At 67.1% G+C, this 22,827-nt stretch carries 24 protein-coding genes; 11 read left to right on the plus strand and 13 right to left on the minus strand.

What is annotated here, in order from left to right; all coding sequences use genetic code 11:
- Nucleotides 1-353 (minus strand): DUF779 domain-containing protein (locus tag WC493_RS13875; protein WP_373066125.1); only part of this gene is annotated, 353 nt, incomplete at its 3' end.
- Nucleotides 354-465: 112 nt separating this feature from the next.
- Nucleotides 466-1,986 carry an aldehyde dehydrogenase gene (adh, locus tag WC493_RS13880; RefSeq protein WP_373066126.1) on the minus strand — a complete coding sequence of 507 codons (1,521 nt, stop codon included), beginning with the start codon at nt 1,984-1,986 and terminating at the stop codon, nt 466-468.
- 273 nt (nt 1,987-2,259) lie between these two features.
- Here adh and WC493_RS13885 point away from each other — a divergent pair, with 273 nt between their 5' ends.
- Nucleotides 2,260-2,751, plus strand: a complete 492-nt coding sequence (locus WC493_RS13885; protein WP_373066127.1) for a PaaI family thioesterase — start codon at nt 2,260-2,262, stop codon at nt 2,749-2,751.
- Here WC493_RS13885 and WC493_RS13890 read toward each other — a convergent pair whose 3' ends face one another.
- Nucleotides 2,752-4,101, minus strand: a complete 1,350-nt coding sequence (locus WC493_RS13890) for an ATP-binding protein (protein ID WP_373066128.1) — start codon at nt 4,099-4,101, stop codon at nt 2,752-2,754. It abuts the gene before it with no gap.
- Nucleotides 4,101-4,814, minus strand: a complete 714-nt coding sequence (locus tag WC493_RS13895) for a response regulator (RefSeq protein WP_373066129.1) — start codon at nt 4,812-4,814, stop codon at nt 4,101-4,103. The genes WC493_RS13890 and WC493_RS13895 overlap by 1 nt, the downstream gene beginning before the upstream one ends.
- A 178-nt stretch (nt 4,815-4,992) precedes the next feature.
- Between WC493_RS13895 and WC493_RS13900 the strand changes: the two genes are divergently transcribed.
- The 3 genes from WC493_RS13900 (at nt 4,993) to WC493_RS13910 (ending at nt 6,754) form a co-directional block, all read left to right on the plus strand.
- Nucleotides 4,993-5,403: a hypothetical protein gene (locus tag WC493_RS13900; RefSeq protein ID WP_373066130.1), complete on the plus strand. Its 411-nt coding sequence runs from the start codon at nt 4,993-4,995 to the stop codon at nt 5,401-5,403.
- Nucleotides 5,404-5,429: 26 nt separating this feature from the next.
- Complete coding sequence (locus WC493_RS13905; protein ID WP_373066131.1) at nt 5,430-5,687, plus strand: cysteine rich repeat-containing protein; 258 nt, start codon at nt 5,430-5,432, stop codon at nt 5,685-5,687.
- 239 nt (nt 5,688-5,926) lie between these two features.
- The gene (locus WC493_RS13910; RefSeq protein WP_373066132.1) at nt 5,927-6,754 is read left to right on the plus strand and encodes a sterol desaturase family protein; all 828 of its coding nucleotides are present in this window, start codon (nt 5,927-5,929) and stop codon (nt 6,752-6,754) included.
- A gap of 45 nt (nt 6,755-6,799) precedes the next feature.
- Here WC493_RS13910 and WC493_RS13915 read toward each other — a convergent pair whose 3' ends face one another.
- The 3 genes from WC493_RS13915 to WC493_RS13925 form a co-directional block, all read right to left on the minus strand.
- Nucleotides 6,800-8,431 carry an acyl-CoA synthetase gene (locus tag WC493_RS13915; protein WP_373066133.1) on the minus strand — a complete coding sequence of 544 codons (1,632 nt, stop codon included), beginning with the start codon at nt 8,429-8,431 and terminating at the stop codon, nt 6,800-6,802.
- 170 nt (nt 8,432-8,601) lie between these two features.
- The gene (locus tag WC493_RS13920) at nt 8,602-9,237 is read right to left on the minus strand and encodes a YjbE family putative metal transport protein (RefSeq protein WP_373066134.1); all 636 of its coding nucleotides are present in this window, start codon (nt 9,235-9,237) and stop codon (nt 8,602-8,604) included.
- Between the two features lie 28 nt (nt 9,238-9,265).
- Nucleotides 9,266-10,576 carry a hemolysin family protein gene (locus tag WC493_RS13925; RefSeq protein ID WP_373066135.1) on the minus strand — a complete coding sequence of 437 codons (1,311 nt, stop codon included), beginning with the start codon at nt 10,574-10,576 and terminating at the stop codon, nt 9,266-9,268.
- Between the two features lie 197 nt (nt 10,577-10,773).
- On the opposite strand from WC493_RS13925, the gene WC493_RS13930 reads away from it, so the two are divergent.
- Nucleotides 10,774-12,666, plus strand: a complete 1,893-nt coding sequence (locus WC493_RS13930) for a propionyl-CoA synthetase (protein WP_373066152.1) — start codon at nt 10,774-10,776, stop codon at nt 12,664-12,666.
- Between the two features lie 13 nt (nt 12,667-12,679).
- Here the strand turns inward: WC493_RS13930 and WC493_RS13935 are convergent, their stop codons facing one another.
- The 5 genes from WC493_RS13935 to ftsE all read right to left on the minus strand — a co-directional run bounded on the left by WC493_RS13935 (nt 12,680) and on the right by ftsE (nt 18,230).
- The gene (locus tag WC493_RS13935; protein WP_373066136.1) at nt 12,680-15,028 is read right to left on the minus strand and encodes an adenosylcobalamin-dependent ribonucleoside-diphosphate reductase; all 2,349 of its coding nucleotides are present in this window, start codon (nt 15,026-15,028) and stop codon (nt 12,680-12,682) included.
- A gap of 234 nt (nt 15,029-15,262) precedes the next feature.
- On the minus strand, nt 15,263-15,985 hold the full coding sequence (locus tag WC493_RS13940; protein ID WP_373066137.1) for a lysophospholipid acyltransferase family protein: 723 nt from the start codon (nt 15,983-15,985) through the stop codon (nt 15,263-15,265).
- On the minus strand, nt 15,982-16,656 hold the full coding sequence (locus tag WC493_RS13945; RefSeq protein ID WP_373066138.1) for a YdcF family protein: 675 nt from the start codon (nt 16,654-16,656) through the stop codon (nt 15,982-15,984). The genes WC493_RS13940 and WC493_RS13945 overlap by 4 nt, the downstream gene beginning before the upstream one ends.
- A gap of 4 nt (nt 16,657-16,660) precedes the next feature.
- On the minus strand, nt 16,661-17,545 hold the full coding sequence (locus tag WC493_RS13950) for a cell division protein FtsX (RefSeq protein ID WP_373066139.1): 885 nt from the start codon (nt 17,543-17,545) through the stop codon (nt 16,661-16,663).
- Between the two features lie 10 nt (nt 17,546-17,555).
- Nucleotides 17,556-18,230, minus strand: a complete 675-nt coding sequence (ftsE, locus tag WC493_RS13955) for a cell division ATP-binding protein FtsE (RefSeq protein WP_373066140.1) — start codon at nt 18,228-18,230, stop codon at nt 17,556-17,558.
- A 187-nt stretch (nt 18,231-18,417) separates the two neighbouring features.
- On the opposite strand from ftsE, the gene WC493_RS13960 reads away from it, so the two are divergent.
- The 6 genes from WC493_RS13960 (at nt 18,418) to WC493_RS13985 (ending at nt 22,167) form a co-directional block, all read left to right on the plus strand.
- Nucleotides 18,418-19,080 (plus strand): DUF3426 domain-containing protein, encoded by a 663-nt coding sequence (locus tag WC493_RS13960; protein WP_373066141.1) that lies wholly within the window; start codon nt 18,418-18,420, stop codon nt 19,078-19,080.
- Nucleotides 19,077-19,619: a hypoxanthine phosphoribosyltransferase gene (hpt, locus tag WC493_RS13965; protein WP_373066142.1), complete on the plus strand. Its 543-nt coding sequence runs from the start codon at nt 19,077-19,079 to the stop codon at nt 19,617-19,619. Before WC493_RS13960 ends, hpt begins: the two co-directional genes overlap by 4 nt.
- A gap of 19 nt (nt 19,620-19,638) precedes the next feature.
- A complete protein-coding gene (locus WC493_RS13970) occupies nt 19,639-19,998 on the plus strand; it encodes a response regulator (protein ID WP_373066143.1) in 360 nt (119 codons plus the stop codon).
- Between the two features lie 72 nt (nt 19,999-20,070).
- Nucleotides 20,071-20,682, plus strand: a complete 612-nt coding sequence (locus WC493_RS13975; protein ID WP_373066144.1) for a class I SAM-dependent methyltransferase — start codon at nt 20,071-20,073, stop codon at nt 20,680-20,682.
- 62 nt (nt 20,683-20,744) lie between these two features.
- A complete protein-coding gene (locus WC493_RS13980) occupies nt 20,745-21,821 on the plus strand; it encodes an IS5 family transposase (protein ID WP_373066145.1) in 1,077 nt (358 codons plus the stop codon).
- 160 nt (nt 21,822-21,981) lie between these two features.
- On the plus strand, nt 21,982-22,167 hold the full coding sequence (locus WC493_RS13985; protein WP_373066146.1) for a hypothetical protein: 186 nt from the start codon (nt 21,982-21,984) through the stop codon (nt 22,165-22,167).
- A 118-nt stretch (nt 22,168-22,285) separates the two neighbouring features.
- Here the strand turns inward: WC493_RS13985 and WC493_RS13990 are convergent, their stop codons facing one another.
- Nucleotides 22,286-22,687 (minus strand): hypothetical protein, encoded by a 402-nt coding sequence (locus WC493_RS13990; RefSeq protein ID WP_373066147.1) that lies wholly within the window; start codon nt 22,685-22,687, stop codon nt 22,286-22,288.
- Nucleotides 22,688-22,827 lie beyond the last annotated feature (140 nt).

Here is a 22,827-nt window from a genome sequence, read left to right on the forward strand (position 1 = left end):
GGGACCAGGGCATCCGCCTCGTCATCGGTGAAGACGCGGCTCCGCGTCAGGAAGCGGACGCCTTCCGGCGCCTCCAGCGAGAAGCCCGAACCGCGGCCGGGCACCACGTCGATGATGAGCTGGGTATGGGACCAATAGTCGAATTGGGCGGCGCCGATGAAGAAGGGCGTATCGGCGATCTGGCCCAGATAGACGTCGCTGGCGCCGACCTTGAATTCGCGCCGCGGATAGCACATGGGGGCGCTGCCGTCACAGCAGCCGCCCGATTGATGAAACAGCAAGGGCCCGTGCATTCCTTTCAGACGCTCGATCACCGCACTCGCGGCATCGGTCACTTCCACTCTGGCGACCATGGAATTTCCTCTCGTCGCTGGCAGAGACGTGGATGCCCGGGACAAGCCCGGGCATGACGTTTTCTGGCTTCGTCATGGCCGGGCACAGGCCCGGCCATCCCTTACTCGCGGCTCAGAAGAAGCCCAGCGCCTTCGGGCTGTAGCTGACCAGCATGTTCTTGGTCTGCTGATAGTGGTCGAGCATCATCTTGTGGGTCTCGCGGCCGATGCCCGACTGCTTGTAACCGCCGAAGGCCGCATGGGCCGGATAGAGGTGGTAGCAGTTGGTCCAGACGCGGCCGGCCTGGATGCCGCGGCCGAAGCGATAGGCGCGGCTGCCGTCGCGGGTCCAGACACCGGCGCCGAGGCCGTAGAGCGTGTCGTTGGCGAGCGCCAGCGCATCCGCCTCGTCCTTGAAGGTGGTCACGGACACCACCGGCCCGAAGATCTCCTCCTGGAAGATGCGCATCTTGTTGTGGCCGCGGAACACAGTCGGCTTCACATAGTAGCCGCCGGCCAGTTCGCCGCCCAGCATGTTGCGCTCGCCGCCGATCAGCAGCTCGGCGCCTTCCGCCTTGCCGATGTCGATATAGGACAGGATCTTCTCGAGCTGGTCGTTCGAGGCCTGGGCGCCCAGCATGGTCGAGCCGTCGAGCGGGTCACCCTGCTTGATGGCGGCGACGCGGGCCAGCGCCCGTTCCATGAACTTGTCGTAGACGCTCTCCTGGACCAGGGCGCGGCTGGGGCAGGTGCAGACTTCGCCCTGGTTGAGCGCGAAGAGCACGAAACCTTCGATCGCCTTGTCGAAGAAATCGTCGTCCTCGGCGGCGACGTCCGAGAAGAAGATGTTGGGCGACTTGCCGCCCAGTTCCAGCGTCACCGGGATCAGGTTCTCGGAGGCATACTGCATGATCAGCCGGCCGGTGGTGGTCTCCCCGGTGAAGGCGATCTTGGAGATGCGCTTGTTCGAGGCGAGCGGCTTGCCCGCTTCGACGCCGAAGCCGTTGACGATGTTGAGCACGCCGGCCGGCAGGATGTCGCCGATCAGCTCGGCCCAGACCATGATCGAGAGCGGGGTCTGCTCGGCCGGCTTCAGCACCACGCAGTTGCCGGCCGCCAGCGCGGGCGCCAGCTTCCAGCAGGCCATGAGCAGCGGGAAGTTCCACGGGATGATTTGGCCGACCACGCCCAGGGGCTCGTGGAAGTGATAGGCGATGGTGTCGTGGTCGATCTCGCTGAGCGAGCCTTCCTGGGCCCGCACGCAGGCGGCGAAATAGCGGAAATGCTCGATCGCCAGCGGCAGGTCGGCGGCGCGCGTCTCGCGGATCGGCTTGCCGTTGTCGATCGTCTCGACCGTGGCCAGAAGCTCCAGCTTCCCTTCCATGCGGTCGGCGATCTTTTCGAGCAGACGGGCGCGCTCGGCCGCCGGGGTCTTGCCCCAGGCGTCCTTGGCGGCATGGGCGGCGTCGAGCGCCAGCTCGATGTCTTCGGCCGTGGAGCGGGCGATCTGGGCCACCGGCAGGCCGGTGATCGGCGTCACATTATCGAAATACTGGCCGCGCACCGGCGCCACCCATTTGCCGCCGATGAAATTGTCGTAGCGCGAACGGAACGCGATGGATTTCGAAATTTCTTCGATCGTCTGGTGGATCATTTTTCGCTCCCTGGGCTCAGCCGGTGTCTTGTGGCCACGTTGTCGTCTTGGGGCCGCGGCTAAAGGGTTAGCCGAAAGGGCCCGGAGGCAGTATAGCACTATGGTACTAATCCTTCCGTCCCATTTCCTGGTGACGGAAAATCATCTTTCCGCAACTGCGAAATACTTCCTCGCTACTGCAAAAGTATTACTGCAGCCGCTGTGACCGCCGTCACCGCGACAGGGCCGGGGGACTGCGCTTTAATGCCGGCACGGAAATGGGGAGACGGAACGATGAGCGAAAGCACCGGCGCCGAAGCCGCGGATGAGATTTTTAACGTTACGCCGGAGCGCGACCCGGTGGAGGCCGCGGCGGCCCGCGTCGCCCGCCTGATGGCGCAGCCCGGCCTGGCCCAGGCCCAGGGCTTCGAGGTGGTGCAAGCGGCCCCCGGGGAAGTAACTCTTGCCGTATCGGCACGGCCGACCCTGATGGCGTCGCGGGTGCAGTTCCACGGCGGTGCCCTGTCGGCGCTGGCCGAGCAGGCGGCGGCCATGGCGGCGGCGACCGTGCTGCCGGAAGACAAGGGCGCCGCCACCGTTTCCGTGATCGTCAACCATCACCGCGCCGCGGTCGGCCAGCGCATCTACGCGCTCGCCCGCGTCGTCTCGGCGGCGCCGGTCATGACCGTGGTCGAGGTCCGGCTGGAAGCGGAGAGTTTCGGCGGCCGCGGCCCCTGCGGCAGCGCCCAGGTCAAGCTGCGCACGGTGCCCGCCGGCCACGTCTGATCAATCGCCCGCCAGCGGCAGGGCGAGCACGAGGCGCGCCCCGCCGCCCGGCCGGTCGCCCAACTGCAATTCACCGCCGAGGCCGCTCGCGATCTCCCGCGCGATGGCGAGACCGAGGCCGGCACCGCCCCCGGCCCCACGCGTCCGCGCCTGGTCACCCTGCTGGAACGGCTGGGCCAGGAGGTGGCGCAAGTCGGCCGGCAGGCCCGGGCCGCGATCCTCGATCGCAAGCAGGGCGCGGCCCTTTTCGACCGTCAGGGTGATTTCGGCCGAGCCCCCGTATTTCACGGCATTGTCGACCAGATTGGCGAGCGCCCGGGCCAAGGCCGTCTCGCTGCCCGCCACCATCACCGGCGCGGAAGGCAGGGTACCCCGCACGTCCGCGCCCAGGGCGGCGCGTTCCTCGATCTCGCGCCGGGCCAGGCGGGCGAGGTCGGTGCGGGCCGCGCGATCGGCCCCGAAGCTCACCTTGGCGAAGGTCAGCGTATCCTCGACCAATTGCTGCATGGCGTCGAGATTGCGGACCCAGGCCGCCTTCTCGCCCTCGTCGGCGATGAATTCGGCGCGCAGGCGCAGCCGGGTCAGATAGGTGCGGAGGTCGTGGGCCATGGCACCCAGCACGAAAGCGCGGTTGGCGATCAACCCGGCCAGGCGCTGCTGCATCTCGTTGAAGGCACGGATCAGTACCCGCACCTCGGCGGCGCCGGCCTCGCGCTCGGGCTTCGGCGTGGCGTCGCGGCCGAAGGCCTGCACCGCCTTGGACAGGCGGCGGATCGGCCGCGCCTCCCAAGTGAAGAAGGCGATCGTCAGGATCGCCACCAGCAGCCCGAAGATGCCGGCGAAGAAGCCGGGTTGCAGGCCGAACAGGCGGGGCATCAATTCACCGTTGGTTTCGGCGATCAGGAAGCCGCCGCCCGCGAGCCCGATCGAGGCGACCACCCGCCCGTCGACGAAACGGCTGAGCAGGCGCGGCCGGTGCAGGGCGCCCCGCTCGCCCGCGATGAGCTGGACGCTGACCTGGCGCGGCGCGGGCATCGCCGGCAGGGCGTCGCGGATCATCCGTTCCATGGCCGGCATGGCGCGGCCCTCGGCCGCGTCCGGCGCCGCCTCGACCGTGACTTCGAGTTCCGGGCTGTTGAAGGCGCGGAGCAGCAGCGGGCGCCGCTCCGCCGGGGCGTCGTCGACCAGCGTGACCATGGCGGTCACCTGGTCGGCCAGGGGCGAGAACAGGCCGTTCTCCGAAGCCCGCTCGCGCCGCCACAGATAGACGCCGGTGGTGACGAGCTGGACGACGATCAGGGCGGCGAGCAGGATCAGGCCGAGCCGCCAGACGATGCCGAGCCTGGCCATCACGTCAGCACCTCGACCTCGCCGGAGAACAGATAGCCGCCGTTCCGGACCGTGGTGATCAGGGTCGGCGCCGCGGGATCGGCGGCGTCGAGCTTGCGGCGCAGCCGGCTGACGCCGACGTCGATCGTGCGGTCGAAGGGATCGGCGCTGCGCCCCCTTGTCCAGTCCAGCAACTGGTCGCGGCTCAAGACCCGGCGCGGGTGGTCGACGAAACAGGCGAGCAGATCGAATTCGGCCGAGGTGAGCGGCACCCGCTCGCCCGAAGCCGTCTCGACCGTGCGGCCGTCGAGGTCGATCGTGAGCGAGGCGACGCGCACCCGCCGGGTCTCCGCCACCGGCTTCGGCCGCTCCGCCCGGCGCAGCACGGCGCGGATCCGGGCCAGCAGTTCGCGCGGGTTGAACGGCTTCGGCAAATAGTCGTCCGCCCCCATCTCGAGCCCGACGATACGGTCGATATCGTCGCCCTTGGCGGTCAGCATCAGGATCGGCAGCCGGCCCTGGGGGGCGATGCGCCGGCAGATCGAGAGCCCGTCTTCCCCCGGCAGCATGAGGTCGAGGATCAGCAGGGCGGGCGTCGTCCGCGCCAAGACGGCATCCATCGCCCTCGCGTCCCCCACCGCCTCGACCGCGAAGCCCTCGCGCGTCAGAAAGCCGGTCAGGAGGTCGCGGATCTCGGCATCGTCTTCGACCAGGAGAAGGGTTTTCGTCGTCATGCGGCGGATCTTCCGACAAGCCGGCGCCGCCGCCAATGGCCGTTACAAATCGTTACAAATCCCCGGTTTCCCGCAATAGAGCGGCAAAGAGCGGGGGCGATGATCCGACCGTGCCCCGATGAGATCCCCGATGAGATCCCGAGCCCGGGGCGACGAATTCGCAGACAGGAGTTCCACTATGAACCGTACCCTTCTGGCCGCCCTGGTCGCCACCCTCGCCCTCGGCGCCGTGGCCACCGATGCCTTCGCCCGTTCCCGCTCGGTCAACGGCACCGGTGCCGGCGGCCATTCCTATTCCCGCCAGCTCCAGAGCGGTTGCGCCGACCAGACCTGCAGCCGGAGCCGCAGCGGCACGACCCGGGCCGGCAATAGCTGGGGCCACAGCGGCAGCGTGACCAACAACGGCAACGGCACCTGGTCGACCCAGCGGAGCGGCAGCGGCACCCATGGCGGCAGCTACAGCAGCCAGGGCGGCGTCACCAACAACGGCGACGGCTCCTATACCTACAACGGCACCGGCACCGCGACCGGCCCGAACGGCGGCAGCGTGAGCCGCGACAAGACCGTGACCGTCACCCCGGCCAACTGAGCCCGCAAGATCGAGGACCCTGTCCGATGTCCCGCTTCGCCTTCGCCGCCACGGCCCTGATCGCATTGGCCGCCGCCGCGCCCGCCCTGGCCCAGGGTGCCGGCGGCCAGGTCCGCACCGCCTGCGCCAATGACGCCAAGACCCTGTGCGCCGGCGTGAAGCCCGGCGGCGGCCGCATCCTGCAATGCTTCAAGGAACACCAGGACCAGCTCTCCAAGGAATGCCAGTCGGCGCTGGAAGCCGCCCAGGCGGCCCGCGCCGGCAATGCCGGCACGGCGCAGTAACCGAGGCGGAGGGAGCCTGGCTGTCCAGTCGAGAAGGGCGGCCGGCAAGGCCACCGCCTCGACTGGGATTTCTGCCCTTACCACCCCAACGCGTCATGGCCGGGCGCAGGCCCGGCCATCCACGCCGGCAAGCCGCATCTGACGTCGACGATTGTATCTCGTCCCGACATGGATGCCCGGGACGCGCCCGGGCATGACGATCGATAACGGTATAATTATACCGCGAGGAAGGACCGGTCATGACGTGGCTGAACATCCAGGACCTGGACGGTCCCCGGCCCCTCGCCCTGCTCGTGCTGGCGCTTCTGCTGGTCGAGGCGGGTGCCGCCTGGTGGCGCGGTCGCGGCGCCTACGACTGGGGCGAGACCGGGGCGACCCTGGTGATCGCACTCGGCCAGCGGCTGATCAATGTGGCGGCGGCCCCGCTGGTCGCCCTGCCCTTCCTGACCCTCTATCCATACCGGCTGTTCGATCTCGGGCCGCTGGGTGGCGCGAGCCTCGTCCTGCTCTTCCTCGGGGTCGACTTCTGCTATTACTGGCATCACCGTGCAATGCACCGGCTGCGCCTGTTCTGGGCCACCCACGGGGTTCATCATTCGACCACGAAGCTCAATCTCTCCGCGGCCTTCCGGCTCGGCTGGGGCGGCGCGGTGACGGGCGGCTTCCTGTTCTATCTGCCGCTCGTGCTGATCGGCTTCCCGCCCCTCGCGGTGTTCCTGATGCTGGGCGCCGATCTGACCTATCAGCTCTTCCTGCATTCGACCTGGGTGCCACGGCTCGGCCCCCTGGAATGGGTGCTGAACACGCCGCGCCATCACCATGTCCATCACGCCGCCAATGCGGAATGCCGGGATCGCAATTTCGGCGGCGTGCTGATCGTCTTCGACCGGCTGTTCGGCACTTTCTCGCCGGTACCGGCGGCGGACCTCCGCTTCGGACTCGACGGCGTCGCCCCCAGCCGCAACCCCTTCAAGGTGGCACTGCGCGGCTGGGCCGATGTCGGCCGCCGGCTCGCCCGGGCGCGGAGCTTGGCCCAGGGGGCCGACGCCCTGTTCGGGCGGCCCTAGCTGCCGGGAACCGGAACCGCGCCTTTGCGGTTCCGGCCCTGCCTGTCAGAGCGCGCGCGCCCTTTCGCGGAGCAGGAACTTCTGCACCTTGCCGGTCGAGGTCTTGGGCAGTTCCTCGAAGACGACGGTGCGCGGCACCTTGTAGCCGGCCAGATGTTCCTTGCAGAAGGCGATCAGCTCCTGCTCGGTCAGGTTCTCGCCCGGCTTCAGGGCGACGAAGGCGCAGGGCGTTTCGCCCCATTTCTCGTCGGGACGCGCCACCACGGCGGCTTCCTGGATCTTGGGGTGCTTGTAGAGCACGTCCTCGACTTCGATGGTCGAGATGTTCTCGCCGCCCGAGATGATGATGTCCTTCGAGCGGTCGCGGAGCTGGATGTAACCGTCCGGATGCATGACGCCGAGATCGCCCGAATGGAACCAGCCGCCGGCGAAGGCCTCGTCCGAGGCGGCCTTGTTCTTGAGATAGCCCTTCATGACGAGGTTGCCGCGGAACATCACTTCGCCCATGGTCTTGCCGTCGCGCGGCACGGGCGTCATGGTCATCGGGTCCATCACGTCGAGCCCGGCCATCAGGGGCGACTTCACGCCCTGGCGCGCCTTCAGCACGGCCTTCTCGTCGATCGGGAGTTCGTCCCATTCGTCCTTCCAGACGCAGAGCACGGAAGGCCCATAGGTTTCGGTCAAGCCGTAGAGATGGGTGATCTTGAAGCCGGCCTGCTCCATCGCGGCGATCACCGCGGCGGGCGGCGGGGCGGCGGCGGTGAAGAGTTCCACCGGGCCCGGCAGCGGGCGCTTCAGCTCGTCCGGCGCATTGATCAACATGCCCATGACGATGGGCGCGCCGCACAGGTGGGTGACCTTGTATTTCTCGATCGCGGCATAGATGGCGCCGGCCTCGACCCGGCGCAGGCAGACATGGGTGCCGCCCACCACGGCGAGCGACCAGGTGAAGCACCAGCCGTTGCAGTGGAACATGGGCAGGGTCCAGAGATAGACCGAATGCCCCGTCATCCCGGCCGAGACGATATTGTCGACCGCGTTCAGATAGGCGCCGCGGTGGTGATAGACGACGCCCTTCGGATTGCCCGTGGTGCCCGAGGTGTAGTTCAGGCTGATCGACTGCCATTCGTCGGCGGGCGGCTGCCAGGCATAATTCTCGTCGCCGGCGGCGATGAAAGCCTCGTATTCGATTTCGCCGATACGCTCGCCCTTGCCGGTGTAGAGCGGATCGTCGATGTCGATCACCAGCGGCTTCACGGCGCATTGCTCCAGCGCCGCCTTGATCACATGGGAGAATTCCCGGTCGGTGATCAGAATCTTGGTATTGGCGTGGTCGAGCGTGAAGGCGATGTTGGCGGCATCGAGACGGATGTTCAGCGTGTTCAGCACCGCGCCGGTCATCGGCACGCCGAAATGGGCGTCGAGCACGGCCGGCACGTTGGGCGCCATCACCGAAACGGTGTCGCCGAGGCCGATGCCACGGGCCGCCAGGGCGGAGGCCAGGCGGCGGGCGCGGGCATAGGCTTCGCGGTAATTGATCTGCCAATCGCCGTGGATGATCGCCGTCTTGTCCGGAAACACCGAGGCCGCCCGCTCGAGCAGGCTGATCGGAGTCAGGGGCACATAGTTGGCGGGATTCTTGTCGAGATCGATTTCGTAGGGATTCTGCGTCGTCATCTGGCCCCTCCCGGCGAGGGTTCTATCGTTGAAACTGGCGGCCCTCAGAGGCGCGCGACGGCGAACAGTGAAGGGCCGTCGCGCCCCGTTCCTTGATCTGGCGCAGCTTCCGCCGGCGAAGCATCGGCGCTTCGTCGAGGGTCACCTGCGGCAATGTCGTGCGGCCTTTTTCAGCTGGCCGCTTCGACGACCTGTAGCGTCCCGCGATAGATCATGTCCAGCGCGACATAGGCGACGACAGCGAGGCCGACATAGGCGATCCAGTGATAGCGCTTGAGCAGCGAGGCGACCAGCGTCGCCGCCGCCCCCATCAGCGCGATCGAGAGCATCAGGCCGACGGCCAACACCCACATGTGCTCGCGGGCGATGCCGGCGACCGCCAGCACATTGTCGAGCGACATCGAAAGATCGGCCAGGATGATCTGCACGATGGCGCCGCCCACGCTGCGGGGCGCCTTCTCGCCGGGCAGGAATTCCTCCTCGGCGTCGGGATCGCGGTGGCTCTTGTCCGCCTTGCGCTGGGCCTCGGTCTCGCGCCACATCTTCCAGGCGACCCAGAGCAGCAGCAGGCCGCCGGCCAGCGTCAGGCCGATCAGGCCGAGCAATTCGGTGGTCACCGCGGCGAAGGCGATGCGCAGCACCATGGCGCCGACCAGGCCCCAGAAGATTACACGGCGCCGGCTCTCCCGCGCCACGGCGGAGGCCGCGAGGCCGATGACGATCGCGTTGTCGCCGGCCATTACGAGGTCGACCAGCACGATGCCGCCGAGGGCGAGCAGTTGGTCGGCGATCAAATTCCAATCCACGGAAGCACCTTTGCAGAACCCGTCGGCGTCAGATGCCGCCGGGGTCGATCGGGTTGCGGCTGACCAGGACCTTGTCGACGCGCCGCCCGTCCATGTCCATCACTTCGATACGGAAATCGCCCAGGGCGAATTTGTCGCCGGCCGAAGGGATCCGCTTCAGCCGGTGCATGACGAAACCGCCCACCGTGTTGAAATCAGCATCCTCGTCGCTGGGTTCGGCGATGCCGAGCAGGTCCCACAGCCGGTCGAGGGAATAACCGCCGTCGATCAGATAGGATCCGTCGTCGCGCTGCACGACCGAGCGTTCCTCGACCGGCGTATCGGCTTCCTCGAGTTCGCCGACCAGGGCTTCCAGAAGGTCGGTCAGGGTGACCAGGCCTTGGATGTCGCCATATTCGTCGACGATCAGGGCGATCGGGCTGCCCTGGGCGCGGAACACTTCGAGCGCCTTCAGGGCCGGCGTGGTCTCGGGAATGTAGAGGGCCGGATGAACCGCGGTGGCGAGATCGAGCGGCTTGCCCGGGTTGGCGGCGATCTGGGCGAAGAGATCCTTCACCTGGACGAAGCCGAGCACGGTCTTGGTCGTGCCCTTCTTGACCGGGAAGCGGGTGCAATGGCTCTCGGCGATCTTGTCGACCGTGATCTTGGGCGGGTCCAGCACGTCCAGCCATTCGATCTGGGTGCGCGGCGTCATCAGGGCGTCGACATTGCGATCACCGAGGCGCAGCGTCATTTCGACGATGGCCCGCTCCGTCTCCTGGAAATGGCCGGACGCGGCGCCTTCCTGCATCAGGACGCGGACTTCCTCGTCCGAGACGTCGGGCTGGGCGGTCCCCTTCGGCATCAGCGCCAGGATCAGGTTGGTCGAGGTGTTGATCAGCGCCACCAGCGGCGCGCTCGCGGTGGCCAGGGCGCGGAGCGGCCGGGCGACGAAGGAAGCGATCGGCTCGGCCCGGGCCAGCGCCAGGCGCTTCGGCACCAGTTCGCCCAGGATCAGCGTCACATAGGTGAGGCCGACGACGATGAGGCCGATCGCGATCGTGTCCGCATAGGCCTTCAGGCTCTCGAAGTGCGACAGCCATTCGGCCAGCGGCCCGGCCAGGGCCTGGCCGCCGAAGGCGCCGGACAGGGTGCCGATGGCGGTGATGCCGATCTGTACGGTCGAGAGGAAGCGGCCGGGATCGGCGGCGAGGTCGAGGGCGGCCTGGGCGGAAGCGCTGCCGGCCTGTGCGGATCGTTTCAGTCGCGCGCGCTTGGCTGCGACCACGGCCAGTTCCGCCATCACCAGGAAGGCGTTCAGCAGAACCAGCAGGAGCAGGATTGTAAGGTCTAAAATCATGGGGCTGTGTACTTGCGGCGCGGACTATACCACGGCCGTGCGGTTGCGCACTGCCGTATTCGCCGGGCTGCCCTGCTTTGACGAAAGTACGGTATCCATCGGCTGATTGGACGTTGCAAAGCCCGCCCGCTTCTTGCTGAATCCGCCGCAATGAAGTCGAAACGAACGGGGGGATCGCCGTGGGCGCCTATTCCGAGATGTATGCACGCTGGCAGGCGGATCCGCAGGGCTTCTGGGCCGAGGCGGCCAAGGCCATCGACTGGATCAAGGCGCCGACGGCCATTCTCGACGAGAGCAACAAGCCGCTCTACCGCTGGTTTCCGGACGCCGTCGCCAATACCGCCTGGAACTGCCTGGACCGCCACGTCGACGGCGGCCGCGCCGACCAGGACGCCCTGATCTACGACAGCCCGGTGACCGGCACCAAGAGCCGCTACAGCTACCGGAGCCTGCGCGACAAGGTGGCCGAACTGGCCGGCGCGCTGAAGGCCAAGGGCGTCGAAAAGGGCGACCGCGTCATCGTCTACATGCCGATGGTGCCGGAAGCGGTCTTCGCCATGCTGGCCTGCGCCCGTCTCGGCGCCATCCATTCCGTGGTGTTCGGCGGTTTCGCCGCCAAGGAACTGGCGACAAGGATCGATGACGCCAAGCCGAAGGCGATCCTCTCCGCCTCCTGCGGCGTCGAACCGGGCCGGACCGTCGCCTATAAGCCGCTGCTGGACGAAGCGATCGAACTCGCCGCGAGCAAGCCGGAATTCACCCTGATCTTGCAGCGCCCGATGCTGGAAGCCTCGCTCGTCCCCGGCCGCGACTTCGACTGGGTCTCGACCGTGAGCGGGGCGGCGCCCGCCGACTGCGTGCCGGTCGCCGCGACCGATCCCCTCTATGTCCTCTATACCTCGGGCACCACGGGCATTCCGAAGGGCGTCGTGCGCGACAACGGCGGCCATATGGTGGCGCTCGCCTGGAGCATGAAGAACATCTACGGGGTCGCCCCCGGCGAAGTCTTCTGGGCGGCTTCGGACGTCGGCTGGGTGGTGGGCCATTCCTATATCACCTATGCCCCGCTGCTGATCGGCGCGACCACCATCCTCTACGAGGGCAAGCCGGTCGGCACCCCCGATGCCGGCGCCTTCTGGCGCGTGATCCAGGAATATGGCGTCTCGGTGCAGTTCTGCGCCCCGACCGCCTTCCGCGCGATCAAGAAGGAAGATCCGGACGGCAAGCTCCTGTCGACCTACGACATCACCTGCCTGCGGACCCTGTTCCTGGCCGGCGAGCGCGCCGACCCGGATACCGTGCAATGGGCGGAGCGGATGGTGAAGGTCCCTGTGATCGACCATTGGTGGCAGACCGAATCGGGCTGGCCGATGTGCGCCAACCTGGTCGGTGTCGAACTGCTGCCGGTCAAATACGGTTCGCCCACCTGCGCCGTACCGGGTTACGACATCCGCGTGGTCGACAACGACAACCACGAAGTGAAGCGCGGCGACATCGGCTCGATCGTCGTCAAGCTGCCGCTGGCGCCGGGCGCCCTGCCCACCCTGTGGCAGAACGACGAAGGCTATATCCGCTCCTACCTCAAGGATTTCCCCGGCTACTACAAGACCGGCGACGCCGGCTATATCGACGCCGACGGCTATCTCTTCGTCATGAGCCGGACCGACGACATCATCAATGTCGCCGGCCATCGCCTGTCGACCGGCGGCATGGAGGAAGTCCTCGCCTATCACCGCGACGTCGCCGAATGCGCCGTGATCGGCGTCGCCGACCAGCTCAAGGGCCAGGTCCCGGTCGGCTTCGTCGTGCTGAAGGCCGGCGTCAACCGGCCGGATGCCGAGATCGAGAAGGAACTGGTCGCCCTGGTGCGCGACAAGATCGGCCCGGTCGCCGCTTTCAAGACCGTGACGGTGGTGAAGCGCCTGCCCAAGACCCGTTCGGGCAAGATCCTGCGCGGTACCATGCGCAAGATCGCCGACGGCGAGACCTGGTCGATGCCGGCGACGATCGACGATCCGGTGATCCTGGACGAAATCACCGATTCGCTGCACGCGATCGGCTATGCCAAGGGCGAGAAGGGCGCGGCCTGAGCCGCGCCCCCTTTCAACCGCACTTCGAATAGCCGCAGGAGAAGCAGGCGTCGCAGCCTTCCTGGCGGATCAGGCTGGGCTGGCCGCAGCGCGGGCAAGGGCGCAAGCCCTTGCGCGGGCTGGTGCTGACCGCCGGCCCCTCTGCCGTGCCGGCTTCGGCCTGGCGCTGGAACTTCTCGGGCAGTTCGACCGATTTCGGCTGGATGAAGCCGATGTCGATCATGTGCTGCTCGATCACCTCGCCGATCGCCGCGAGCAGCGAGGGGACGTAACGCCCGCGCACCCATTGGCCGCCGCGCGGATCGAACACCGCCTTCAGTTCCTCGACCACGAAGGCGACGTCACCGCCCCTGCGGAACACGGCCGAGATCATGCGCGTCAGCGCCACGGTCCAGGCGTAATGCTCCATGTTCTTCGAGTTGATGAAGACCTCGAAGGGCCGCCGCCGGCCGTCCTGCACCACGTCGTTCACGGTGATGTAGAGGGCGTGTTCCGATTCGGGCCAGCGCACCTTGTAGGTCTTGCCCGGCAGCACTTCCGGCCGGTCGAGCGGCCGCGTCATATAGACGACGCCGCCCGCCTCGTAGACATCCTCGTGGCGGAACGAGGCCACCGCGGGTTCCAGCGGCAGTTCGAGTTCGGCCGACGGCGCCTCTTCCTTCTTCGGCTCGACCGAGAGCACGGAGCCGGTGATCTCGTTCGGGCGATAGGTAGTGCAGCCCTTGCACCCCTCGGCCCAGGCCATCAGATAGACGTCTTTGAAGGCTTCGAAGGAAATATCCTCCGGGCAGTTGATCGTCTTCGAGATCGAACTGTCGACATATTTCTGCACGGCCGCCTGGACCCGGACATGGTCGGCCGGGCTCAGCACCTGGGCATCGACGAAATAGTCGGGCAGCGGGGCCGAGCCCTTCAGGCGGCGCCACAGGCGATAGGCGTAATCCGTCACTTCCTCTTCGCGGCGGCTGCCGTCGGGCATCAGCACCTTCCGCGTATAGGTGAAGGAGAACACCGGCTCGAGCCCGGAGGAGACATTGTCGGCGAAGAGCGAGATGGTGCCGGTCGGCGCGATCGAGGTGAGCAGGGCATTGCGGATGCCATGCTCGGCGATCGCCGCCTGGACGTCGGCGTCGAGCGAGCGGATGGTTTCGCCAGCCAGATATTTCTCCCGGTCGTAGAGCGGAAAGGCGCCCTTCTCCTTGGCCAGATCGACCGAGGCGAGATAGGCGGCGCGCTGGATCGCGTGCAGCCACTGCTCGATCAGGCGCATCGCCTGCGGCCCGCCATAGCGCGCCCGGCACAGGATCAGGGCGTCGGCAAGGCCGGTGACGCCAAGGCCGATGCGCCGCTTGGCCTTGGCCTCCGCCGCCTGCTCCGGCAGCGGGAAATTGGAGGCGTCGACGACATTGTCCATCATGCGGACGGCGAGCCGGACGACCCGGTCGAGCTCTTCGAGATCGAGGGCGGCATCCTCCTCGAACGGCCGTTCGACGAAACGGGCCAGATTGATCGAGCCGAGCAGGCAGGCGCCATAAGGCGGCAGCGGCTGTTCGCCACATGGATTAGTTGCGGATATCTTCTCCGCATACCAAAGATTGTTGAGCCGGTTCACCCGGTCGATGAAGATCACGCCCGGCTCGGCATAGGCATAGGTCGCCTGCATGATCTGGTCCCACAGGTCCCGGGCCTGCAGGGTCTTGAAGACGACGCCGTCGAAGACGAGGTCCCAGGGTTCGCCCGCCTCGACCGCCTTCATGAAAGCGTCGGTCACCAGAACCGAAAGGTTGAACATGCGCAGCCGGCCGGGATCGCGCTTGGCCGCGATGAAGGCTTCGATGTCCGGGTGGTCGCAACGCAGCGTCGCCATCATGGCGCCCCGGCGCGAGCCGGCCGACATGATGGTGCGGCACATCGAATCCCAGACGTCCATGAAAGGCAGCGGGCCCGAAGCGTCGGCCCCGACGCCCTTCACCGGCGCTCCCTTGGGGCGGAGCGTCGAGAAATCATAGCCGATGCCGCCGCCCTGCTGCATGGTCAGGGCGGCTTCCCGCAGCTGCTCGAAAATGCCCGACATGTCGTCGGGGATCGTGCCCATGACGAAGCAGTTGAACAGGGTGACGCGCCGCCCGGTTCCGGCACCGGCGATGATCCGTCCCGCCGGCAGAAAGCGGAAATCGGCCAGCGCCGTCGCGAAGTCCGCGCTCCAGCGCCCCCGCTCCGCTTCGGGCTCGACGGCGGCCAGGGATTTCGCGACCCGCGCCCAGGTATCCTCGATCGTGGCGTCGACGGCCGTGCCCTCCGCCTCCTTCAGGCGGTATTTCATGTCCCAGATCTGCTGGCTGATCGGCGCGATCGCTACCATGACTTCGATCCCCTGCTGCTCTAAAAACACACTCACCAGAACGACGGCCACTGGCCATTGTTCCCAATTTGTTCCAAGTCGTCAAGTAACACAAGATGCTGATTTCATTTGGAAATCAGCAACGCCACGAGATTCAACAGGTCGTGGTCCCCGGGTTATCCACAACCGAGATATGGACGGCCCGCCCCACGTTCCCGATTCGTATCGGCCCCCATATCTAGGCCGCCGGACCGCTCACCGGGCCACCGCCACGAGCGCGTCGGAGGCCGCTTCGATCTGCGCCTCCAGGGTGGTCATGAAGGGTTCGCGACGCAGGCCCGGCGGAATCGGGGGCAGGATTTCGACAGTAATCGTTCCGGGCCGGCGCAGGAAGCTCCGCCGCGGCCAGGCCAGGCCGGAGTTGAGTGCCACCGGCACGCAGGGCAGGCCGAGCTGGCCGTAGAGGGCGGCGACACCCGGCTGATAGGGCAGCCTGGCGCCGGGCGCCACCCGCGTGCCCTGGGGGAAGATCAGGATCGGAATGCCGCGCGCCGCCTGCTGCTTCGCGCGGCGCACCATGTCCTTCAGGGCCTTGGCGCCGGCCGAACGGTCGATCGGGATCATGCCGGTGGCCCAGAGGTACCAGCCATAGAGCGGAATCCAGGTCAGTTCGCGCTTCAGAACGACGGCGGGCATGCCGAAGATCGTCAGAAGCTCGATCGTGTCCCAGGCCGACTGGTGCTTGGCCGCGATCAGCACGGGACCGTCGGGCAGCCGGTCGCGCCCCCGGACCTCGACCGTGACGCCGCAGATCAGGCGGAGCGCCAAGTTGATGCCGCCGGCCCAGAAGCGCCCGGCAAAGGCCGCCGCCCCCCGTGGCAGCGCCATCGTCGGCAGCATCACGATCGCGACCGCCACCGTCCAGACGTAGAAGAACAAGTTGAACAGCGCCGACCGGAGCCAGAGGAGCAGGATCATTTCGGAGGTTCCGGCGCAGCGGGAAGGACGGAGGACGGGGCGGATGGCTGCACCGGCGGGGATGCCGCGGGCGCCAGTGGTGCCACTACCTCGCGCTGGCTCTCCGGCTCGAGCTCGGAGAGGCGCAGGCGAATCAGGGCGGCGACGAATTTGGCGAATTCGAGGGGCGCCGTCACCGGCGGCAGGCTGCCGCTCTGAAACACGCGCTCGGGAAACACCGGATGGGCGACCAGCTCGACCCCCGGCAGGGCACGGCGCAACTCGACCAGGCTGCGCGGCATGTGATAGGCGGCGGTGACCACGCGGAGCGAGGTCATGCCGTGGCTGCGGGCCCAAGCCGCCGCTTCATCCGCATTGCCGACCGTGTTGCGGGCGCGGTAACCGAGGTCGACGCAGCATTGGAACAGGGCGTCGGGCACCCCTGCCATCCGCTCGCGGATGTCGACCGGCTGGGTATCGGTGGAAACGCCCGAGACCAGCAGCCGCCCGGCCCGCCCGTCGGCCAGCAAGGCCGCCGCCTCGTCGAGCCTGAGCGCGCCGCCGGTCAGCACCACGATGCCGTCGGTACGCCGCTCGGGTTCCGCCACCTCGGTCGGGATGCGGCCGAGGAACCAGAGATAGGCCCCGAGCAGGAAGCACAGGATCAGGAACAGCAGGCGCAGGCTGCGCATGGCCCTAGACCATCCGGCGCATCGCCCGGCCGACCGTGATCCCCGCGGTCACCGTGGTCAGGGCGGCGACCGCGGCGGGAATCAGGGCGAGCGGCACGAGGCCGAGCAGGAAATCGTCGAGCGCCGGCAGGAAAGGCGAATCGAGACTGCCGGCGAAAAGGATCAGGCCATAGATCACGAGCCCGGCGACGGCGACGCCGGCCAAGCCGCCGAGCCCACCGAGGACCAGGAAATGGCGCTGGAATTCGCGCGCCACCACCTGCTCGCGGGCGCCGATCTGATGCACGATCTCGATAATCGGATGATGGGTCGCGAGGCCCGCCCGGGTCGCGAAGACGACCACGGCAACCAGGCAGAAGGCGACCAGGCCGACCACCGAATAGGCACCCAGTTCGACCGCAGCGGCGACATCGGCGATCTCGTCCATACTGTCGACCGCGGCCTCGACCCGGGCGCCCTTGACCAGGTCCTGGAGCTTGGCCGCCAGGGCCGCCGCGTCGAGCCTGGTGCCCGGGGTCGCCACGATGTCGATCAGCACCGGCAGGGGCAGGTCGCCGACCGAGGTGCCGCGGCCGAGCCAGGGCTCGAGCAGGCGCTGCAGGGTCGGCGCCGGCACCTCTTCGGCGGCGATCACGCCTTCCGTCTCGGCCAGGAGGTCGACCACCTTGGCCACCGTCTCGTCGTCGACGGCGCCGGCCTCGGCGGTCGGCAGCTCGACCGTGTAGCGCCCGGCCAGTTCGGTCTGGAAACTGTCGAGCGAGCGGTCGATGCCGATCGCGGCCGCCGCGGCCAGCGTCAGCAGCATCACCATGACCGCGATGATGGCCGGCACCAGGCGGTTGGACAGTGCCCCTTCGGGCAGCAGGCGGAGACGGCCGGAACGCATCACGAAGCAGACCTCAGAACAGACCGCCGGGGCGGTTGACCACCAGTTCGCCGCGCAGCAGGCGCATCACGGGCGCACGGTGGCGCTCCATCATGGCGACGTCGTGGGTCGCGATCAGAATGGTGGTGCCGATCCGGTTGAGCTCGAGAAAGAGATGCATCAGGCGGTCGCCCATGTCGGGATCGACGCTGCCGGTCGGCTCGTCGGCGAGCAGCAGGCGGGGCCTGGCGATCACGGCACGGGCGATCGCGACGCGCTGCTGCTCCCCGCCCGAGAGTTCGGGCGGAGTCGCCGCGATCTTGTCGGCCAGGCCGACCCAGCTCAGCAATTCCTCGACATGGGCGTCGACCTCGTCCGGCGGGCTGCCGGCGATGCGCATCGGCAGGGCCACATTGTCGAACACGGACATGTGATCGATCAGGCGGAAATCCTGGTAGACCACGCCGATCTGGCGGCGCAGCTCGGGCAGGCCCGGGCGCGGCAGGCGCGAAATATCCTTGCCCAGCAGTTCGACCATGCCGCGCGAGGGCCGATGGGCCAAGAACATCAGCTTCAAGAGCGAGGACTTGCCGGCGCCGCTCGCCCCGGTCAGATAGGTGAAGGAGCCGCGGGGCAATTCAAACGAGATGTCGCGCAGCACTTCCTGGCCGATGCCATAGCGCATGCCGACGTTATCGAAGCGAACCATGCCTGCCGCCTGCCATGCCTGCCCCTGATCGTGGGAACGGGCACCATGGCACGAAGCGTGCCGCCAGGCCAACCCCCTCGACAGCGCGGCCGGAAGCGCCGATCCTGCTGCGCATCGCGCCAATTGTTGGCACCATGGGTCGAGGTCGCCTATAAACGCCGCTGACCCTTTCGGTGAACCCCCCGGTATGATCCTCACCTGCCCCTCCTGCAACACGCGCTATCTGCTTCCGCCTGCCGCCTTGACGACGGCCGGACGCGACGTGCGCTGTGCCCGGTGCGGTCATGTCTGGTTCCAGGCGCCGCCGGCCGACCTGCCCCGCACCCTGGACCTGACCGAACCGGCCCCGGACGACAGTGCCGGCGCGGCCGAACCGATCGCCCCGGTGCGCAACCTGCCCGCCCCGACCAAGCCGCCGCGGCGGAGCGGCCCGTTCGGCTGGCTGATCTTCCTCTTGCTGCTGGCGGGCGGGCTCGGCGCGGCCGGCCTCTACCGCGACCAGATCGTCGAAGCCTGGCCGCCGGCGGGCAAGCTCTACGAACTGGTCGGCCTGCCGGTCGCCGCCTATGGCCTGTCCCTCTCCGCCCCGGCGAGCGAACGCTCGAACGAGGGCGGGGCCGAGATCCTGACCGTCTCCGGCACGATCCACTCGACCCTCGACGGCGAGCGGCCGGTGCCGCCGCTCTGGGTCGCATTGGTCGACAACCAGGGCCGCGTGCTGCGCCGGGAACGGGCGAATGCCGAACCCAACGTGATCCCGGCCGGGGGCGAAGCCGGCTACAAGGTGCGCTTCGCCGCCCCACCCACCGAGGCGACCCGCGTCGCCGTGACCTTCGGGGAGAATCCATGACCAGGCCCATCCTGCCCGGGAAGTCCGTGCGCGTCCTGCTCGATGCCGAAACGATCGACGCCCGCACCAAGGAATTGGCGCGCGAGATCGTCGCGGCGCTGGGCACCGAGTTCGTCTGCGTGCCCGTCCTGAAGGGCAGCTTCATGTTCGCCGCCGACCTTCTGCGGGCGCTGCACGCCGAAGGCGCGCAGGTCGAGGTCGACTTCGTCATCCTGTCGTCCTACGGCAACAACACGATCAGCTCCGGCCAGGTCACCGTCCAGCGCGACATCTCGATCATCGTGCGCGACAAGAAGGTGCTGATCATCGACGACATCCTGGAATCGGGCCGCACGCTCTCCTTCGCCAAGGACCTGATGGCGGCACGCGGCGCCTCGGTGACGCTCTGCGTCCTCCTGGACAAGCCGAAGCGGCGCGAGAACAACCTCTCGGCCGATTTCGTCGGCTTCGAATGCCCGGAGCGTTTCGTGGTCGGCTACGGCATGGACGTCGCCAACTGCTTCCGCGAACTGCCCTTCATCGGCGTCGTCGACGACTGAGCGGGACGGGGCGGCGGCAATGGCCCGGATCCTGGTCGCCGAGGACGAGCCGGCCGTCGCCCAATTCATCCAGCGCGCACTCCGCGGTGCCGGCCACGAGGTCACCCTGGCGGCCGACGGCGCCATCGCCTACATGGAAGCGCAGCGCGGGCGCTTCGATCTCCTGCTGGCCGACATCCAGATGCCGGTGATGGACGGCATCGCCCTGGCTCTCGCCATCGGCGCCGAACAACCCGCCCTGCCGATCCTGCTCATGACCGGCTATGCCGCCGAATACGAAAGGGCGGCGGATTTCGCCGATTTCGTCGCCGGCCTGCTGCTCAAGCCCTTCTCCCTTGCCGACCTGCTCGCTGCCATCGACAAGGCGCTGCTGCACTGAGGGCGCGGCCTGCGCACCATCCCGACCCTGTGGTAGTCTGGTCCGTCCCCTGGCGGGCGGCGGGTGATCGCGATGTTGGAAACGGACAGGATGTTCGCCGGCTCGATCCCGGAAAACTACGACCGCTACATGGTGCCGTTGATTTTCGAGCCCTTCGCCGCCGATGTCGCGGAACGGGCGGCCGGCCTGTCGCCCCGGGCGGTGCTGGAAACCGCCGCGGGCACCGGGGTGGTCACCCGCGCCCTGGCGCCCCGGCTGGCCTCCGACGCCCGCTATACCGTGACCGACCTCAACCAGCCGATGCTGGACTATGCCGCTGCCCGGCAGGCCCCGGACGGCCGCCTCGACTGGCGCCAGGCCGATGCCCTGGCGCTGCCCTTCGAGCCCGCGGCCTTCGACCTCGTCTGCTGTCAGTTCGGCGCCATGTTCTTCCCCGACCGCATCGCCGCCTACCGCGAGGCCAGGCGCGTCCTGAAGCGCGGCGGGCATTTCCTGCTCAGCGTCTGGGACCGGATCGAGGAAAACATCTTCGCGCATGACGTGACCAGCGCCCTCGCCCGGCTTTTCCCCCATGACCCGCCGCGCTTCCTGGCGCGCACGCCGCACGGTTATCACGACGCGGCGCAGATCCGCGACGACCTGGCGGCAGCCGGCTTCTCCCGCGTGACGATCGGGCACCTCTAAAAACCCGAGCCACCTGACGGGTTTCGTGATTCCATTGGCTTGATGTCACGACGGGGGGCGTCATGGGTCAGCCTGGGTTCTTCGATCTGGATGAGCGGTATCGTCGGCTGTCGGAGACGGGCGATCCCCTGGTGAAGCTGGCGAGCCTGGTGGACTTCGAGGTCTTCCGGCCCCGGCTGGTGGTGGCGCTGAAGCGCTCCGACGGCGCAAAGGGCGGGCGACCGCCCTATGACCCGGTGCTGATGTTCAAGATCCTGATCCTGCAGACGCTCTACACGCTGTCGGACGACGCCACCGAATTCCAGATCCGGGATCGCCTGTCCTTCATGCGCTTCCTGCGCCTCGGGCTCGAGGACGCGGTGCCCGATGCCAAGACGATCTGGCTGTTCCGCGAGCAACTGACCAGGGCCGGCGCGATCAGGGACCTGTTCGCCGACTTCGACGGCTGGCTGAAGGGCCGGGGCTACCTCGCCATGTCGGGCCAGATCGTCGATGCCTCGATCATCGCGGCGCCGCGCCAGCGCAACACCGACGCGGAGAAGGCCGCGCTGAAGGACGGCCGGATCCCGGAGGACTGGCGCGCCAAGCCGGCCAAACTGGCCCAGAAGGACCGGGATGCCCGCTGGACGCTGAAGCGGGCCAAGGCCCGGAAGGCCAAGGAGGACGGCACGAAGGCAAAGGTCGAGATCGCCATCCCGGTGTTCGGCTACAAGAACCACATCGGCATCGACAGGGCGCATCGCCTGATCCGGAGCTTCAGCGTCACCTCGGCCGCCGCCCATGACGGTGCCCAACTGCCGGCGGTGATCACCCGCAACACGGCCAGCGACGTCTGGGCCGATACCGCCTACCGGACCAAGGCCAACGAGGCCTTCCTGGCCGCCAAGGGTCTCCACTCCAAGATCCACTTCCGCCGCCGGCCCGGCCAGGATTTGACCCTGCCCCAGCGCAAGGCCAACCGGGCAAGGTCGAAGGTGCGTTCCGCCGTGGAGGGCGTCTTCGCCCACCAGAAATATGCCTTCGGCCTCATCGTCCGGACCATCGGCATCGCCAGGGCCACCACGAAGATTGCCCTGGCCAACCTCGCCTATAACGTCAGGCGCTATATCTGGCTGGCGGAGCACCAGCCAGCGGCCTGAAGGGCTCCAAGGGGCGGGGTTGCCCCCTGACCGCAGCCCCCTCAAGTATCGTGTGACAGCCGCCCTCCAGCCACGCCGGCGCCCGATTCACCGCCAGCGGCGACCAACAGCCAGTTCTTCGAGGCGTCCGATCGAGACGCGGGCCGAGCAGAGCCGCGCCATGTCGCCCCGCCTGCCCGCCGTCGCCTATTGCCAGGGGACCCTGCTGCGGAACGAGATCGAGGCCCGCAAGCCCGGCAGCCTGCAAGCCGCGACCGACCATGCCGAAGCCGCCATCACGGCGCGCCACGGCAGCGGCGCGGTGGCCGCCAAGATCCAGGCCCACGTGATCCTGGCAGCGGTCTAGCGGCGCATACGCCGGCCTACGGCTCCGCGAACGCGCTACGACGCACCACAATCAAAGCGCGGTTAGGGGCCAGTACACATCTCGGATTGAGAATTCCCGGGTCGCCCCACTGTGCTCTCTAAATCCCCCTCAAGTTTCCAATTGGTTTTTCGGTAACAGGGTCTATTTCCCCTGTGACTTCGTCAAATAATTTTGAACTCCATGGACACCAGAAGAAATTCGGCAATGTACTTCCGCCAATTTCATCCAAATGATCTTCAACATATGTGACATTTGAGTCACATACTTCTATTTGAATAGAGAAAAAACCTATTGAATTTGGATCAAGATGAAATGACCATTCTGGATTGTAGGGAGCGATTGAGCGAATTATTTTGCCCTGCACATGATTTCCGAGGACATCCCCATTTTCGATTTTAGATCTCGCTTCCGAGATTTTTTTCTCGTCCACCAATTTGAATGTAAAAAATTTGACGTCTCCCGCCGGGGTTTCTTGCTGAAATCGAAAATAGGCAGCCATAGTCTCCCCCATCATCAGATTACACAACCCAGAATATATAATTAAACACATATCGCAACAAAATATTCATTAACCATATTCATAACAACTATACCGCATCGTAAAAATAATAATGCCTTGCAGGGCAGTGTCGAGGGATA

The organism is Zavarzinia sp., from assembly GCF_041650655.1.
Taxonomy (GTDB): domain Bacteria; phylum Pseudomonadota; class Alphaproteobacteria; order Zavarziniales; family Zavarziniaceae; genus Zavarzinia.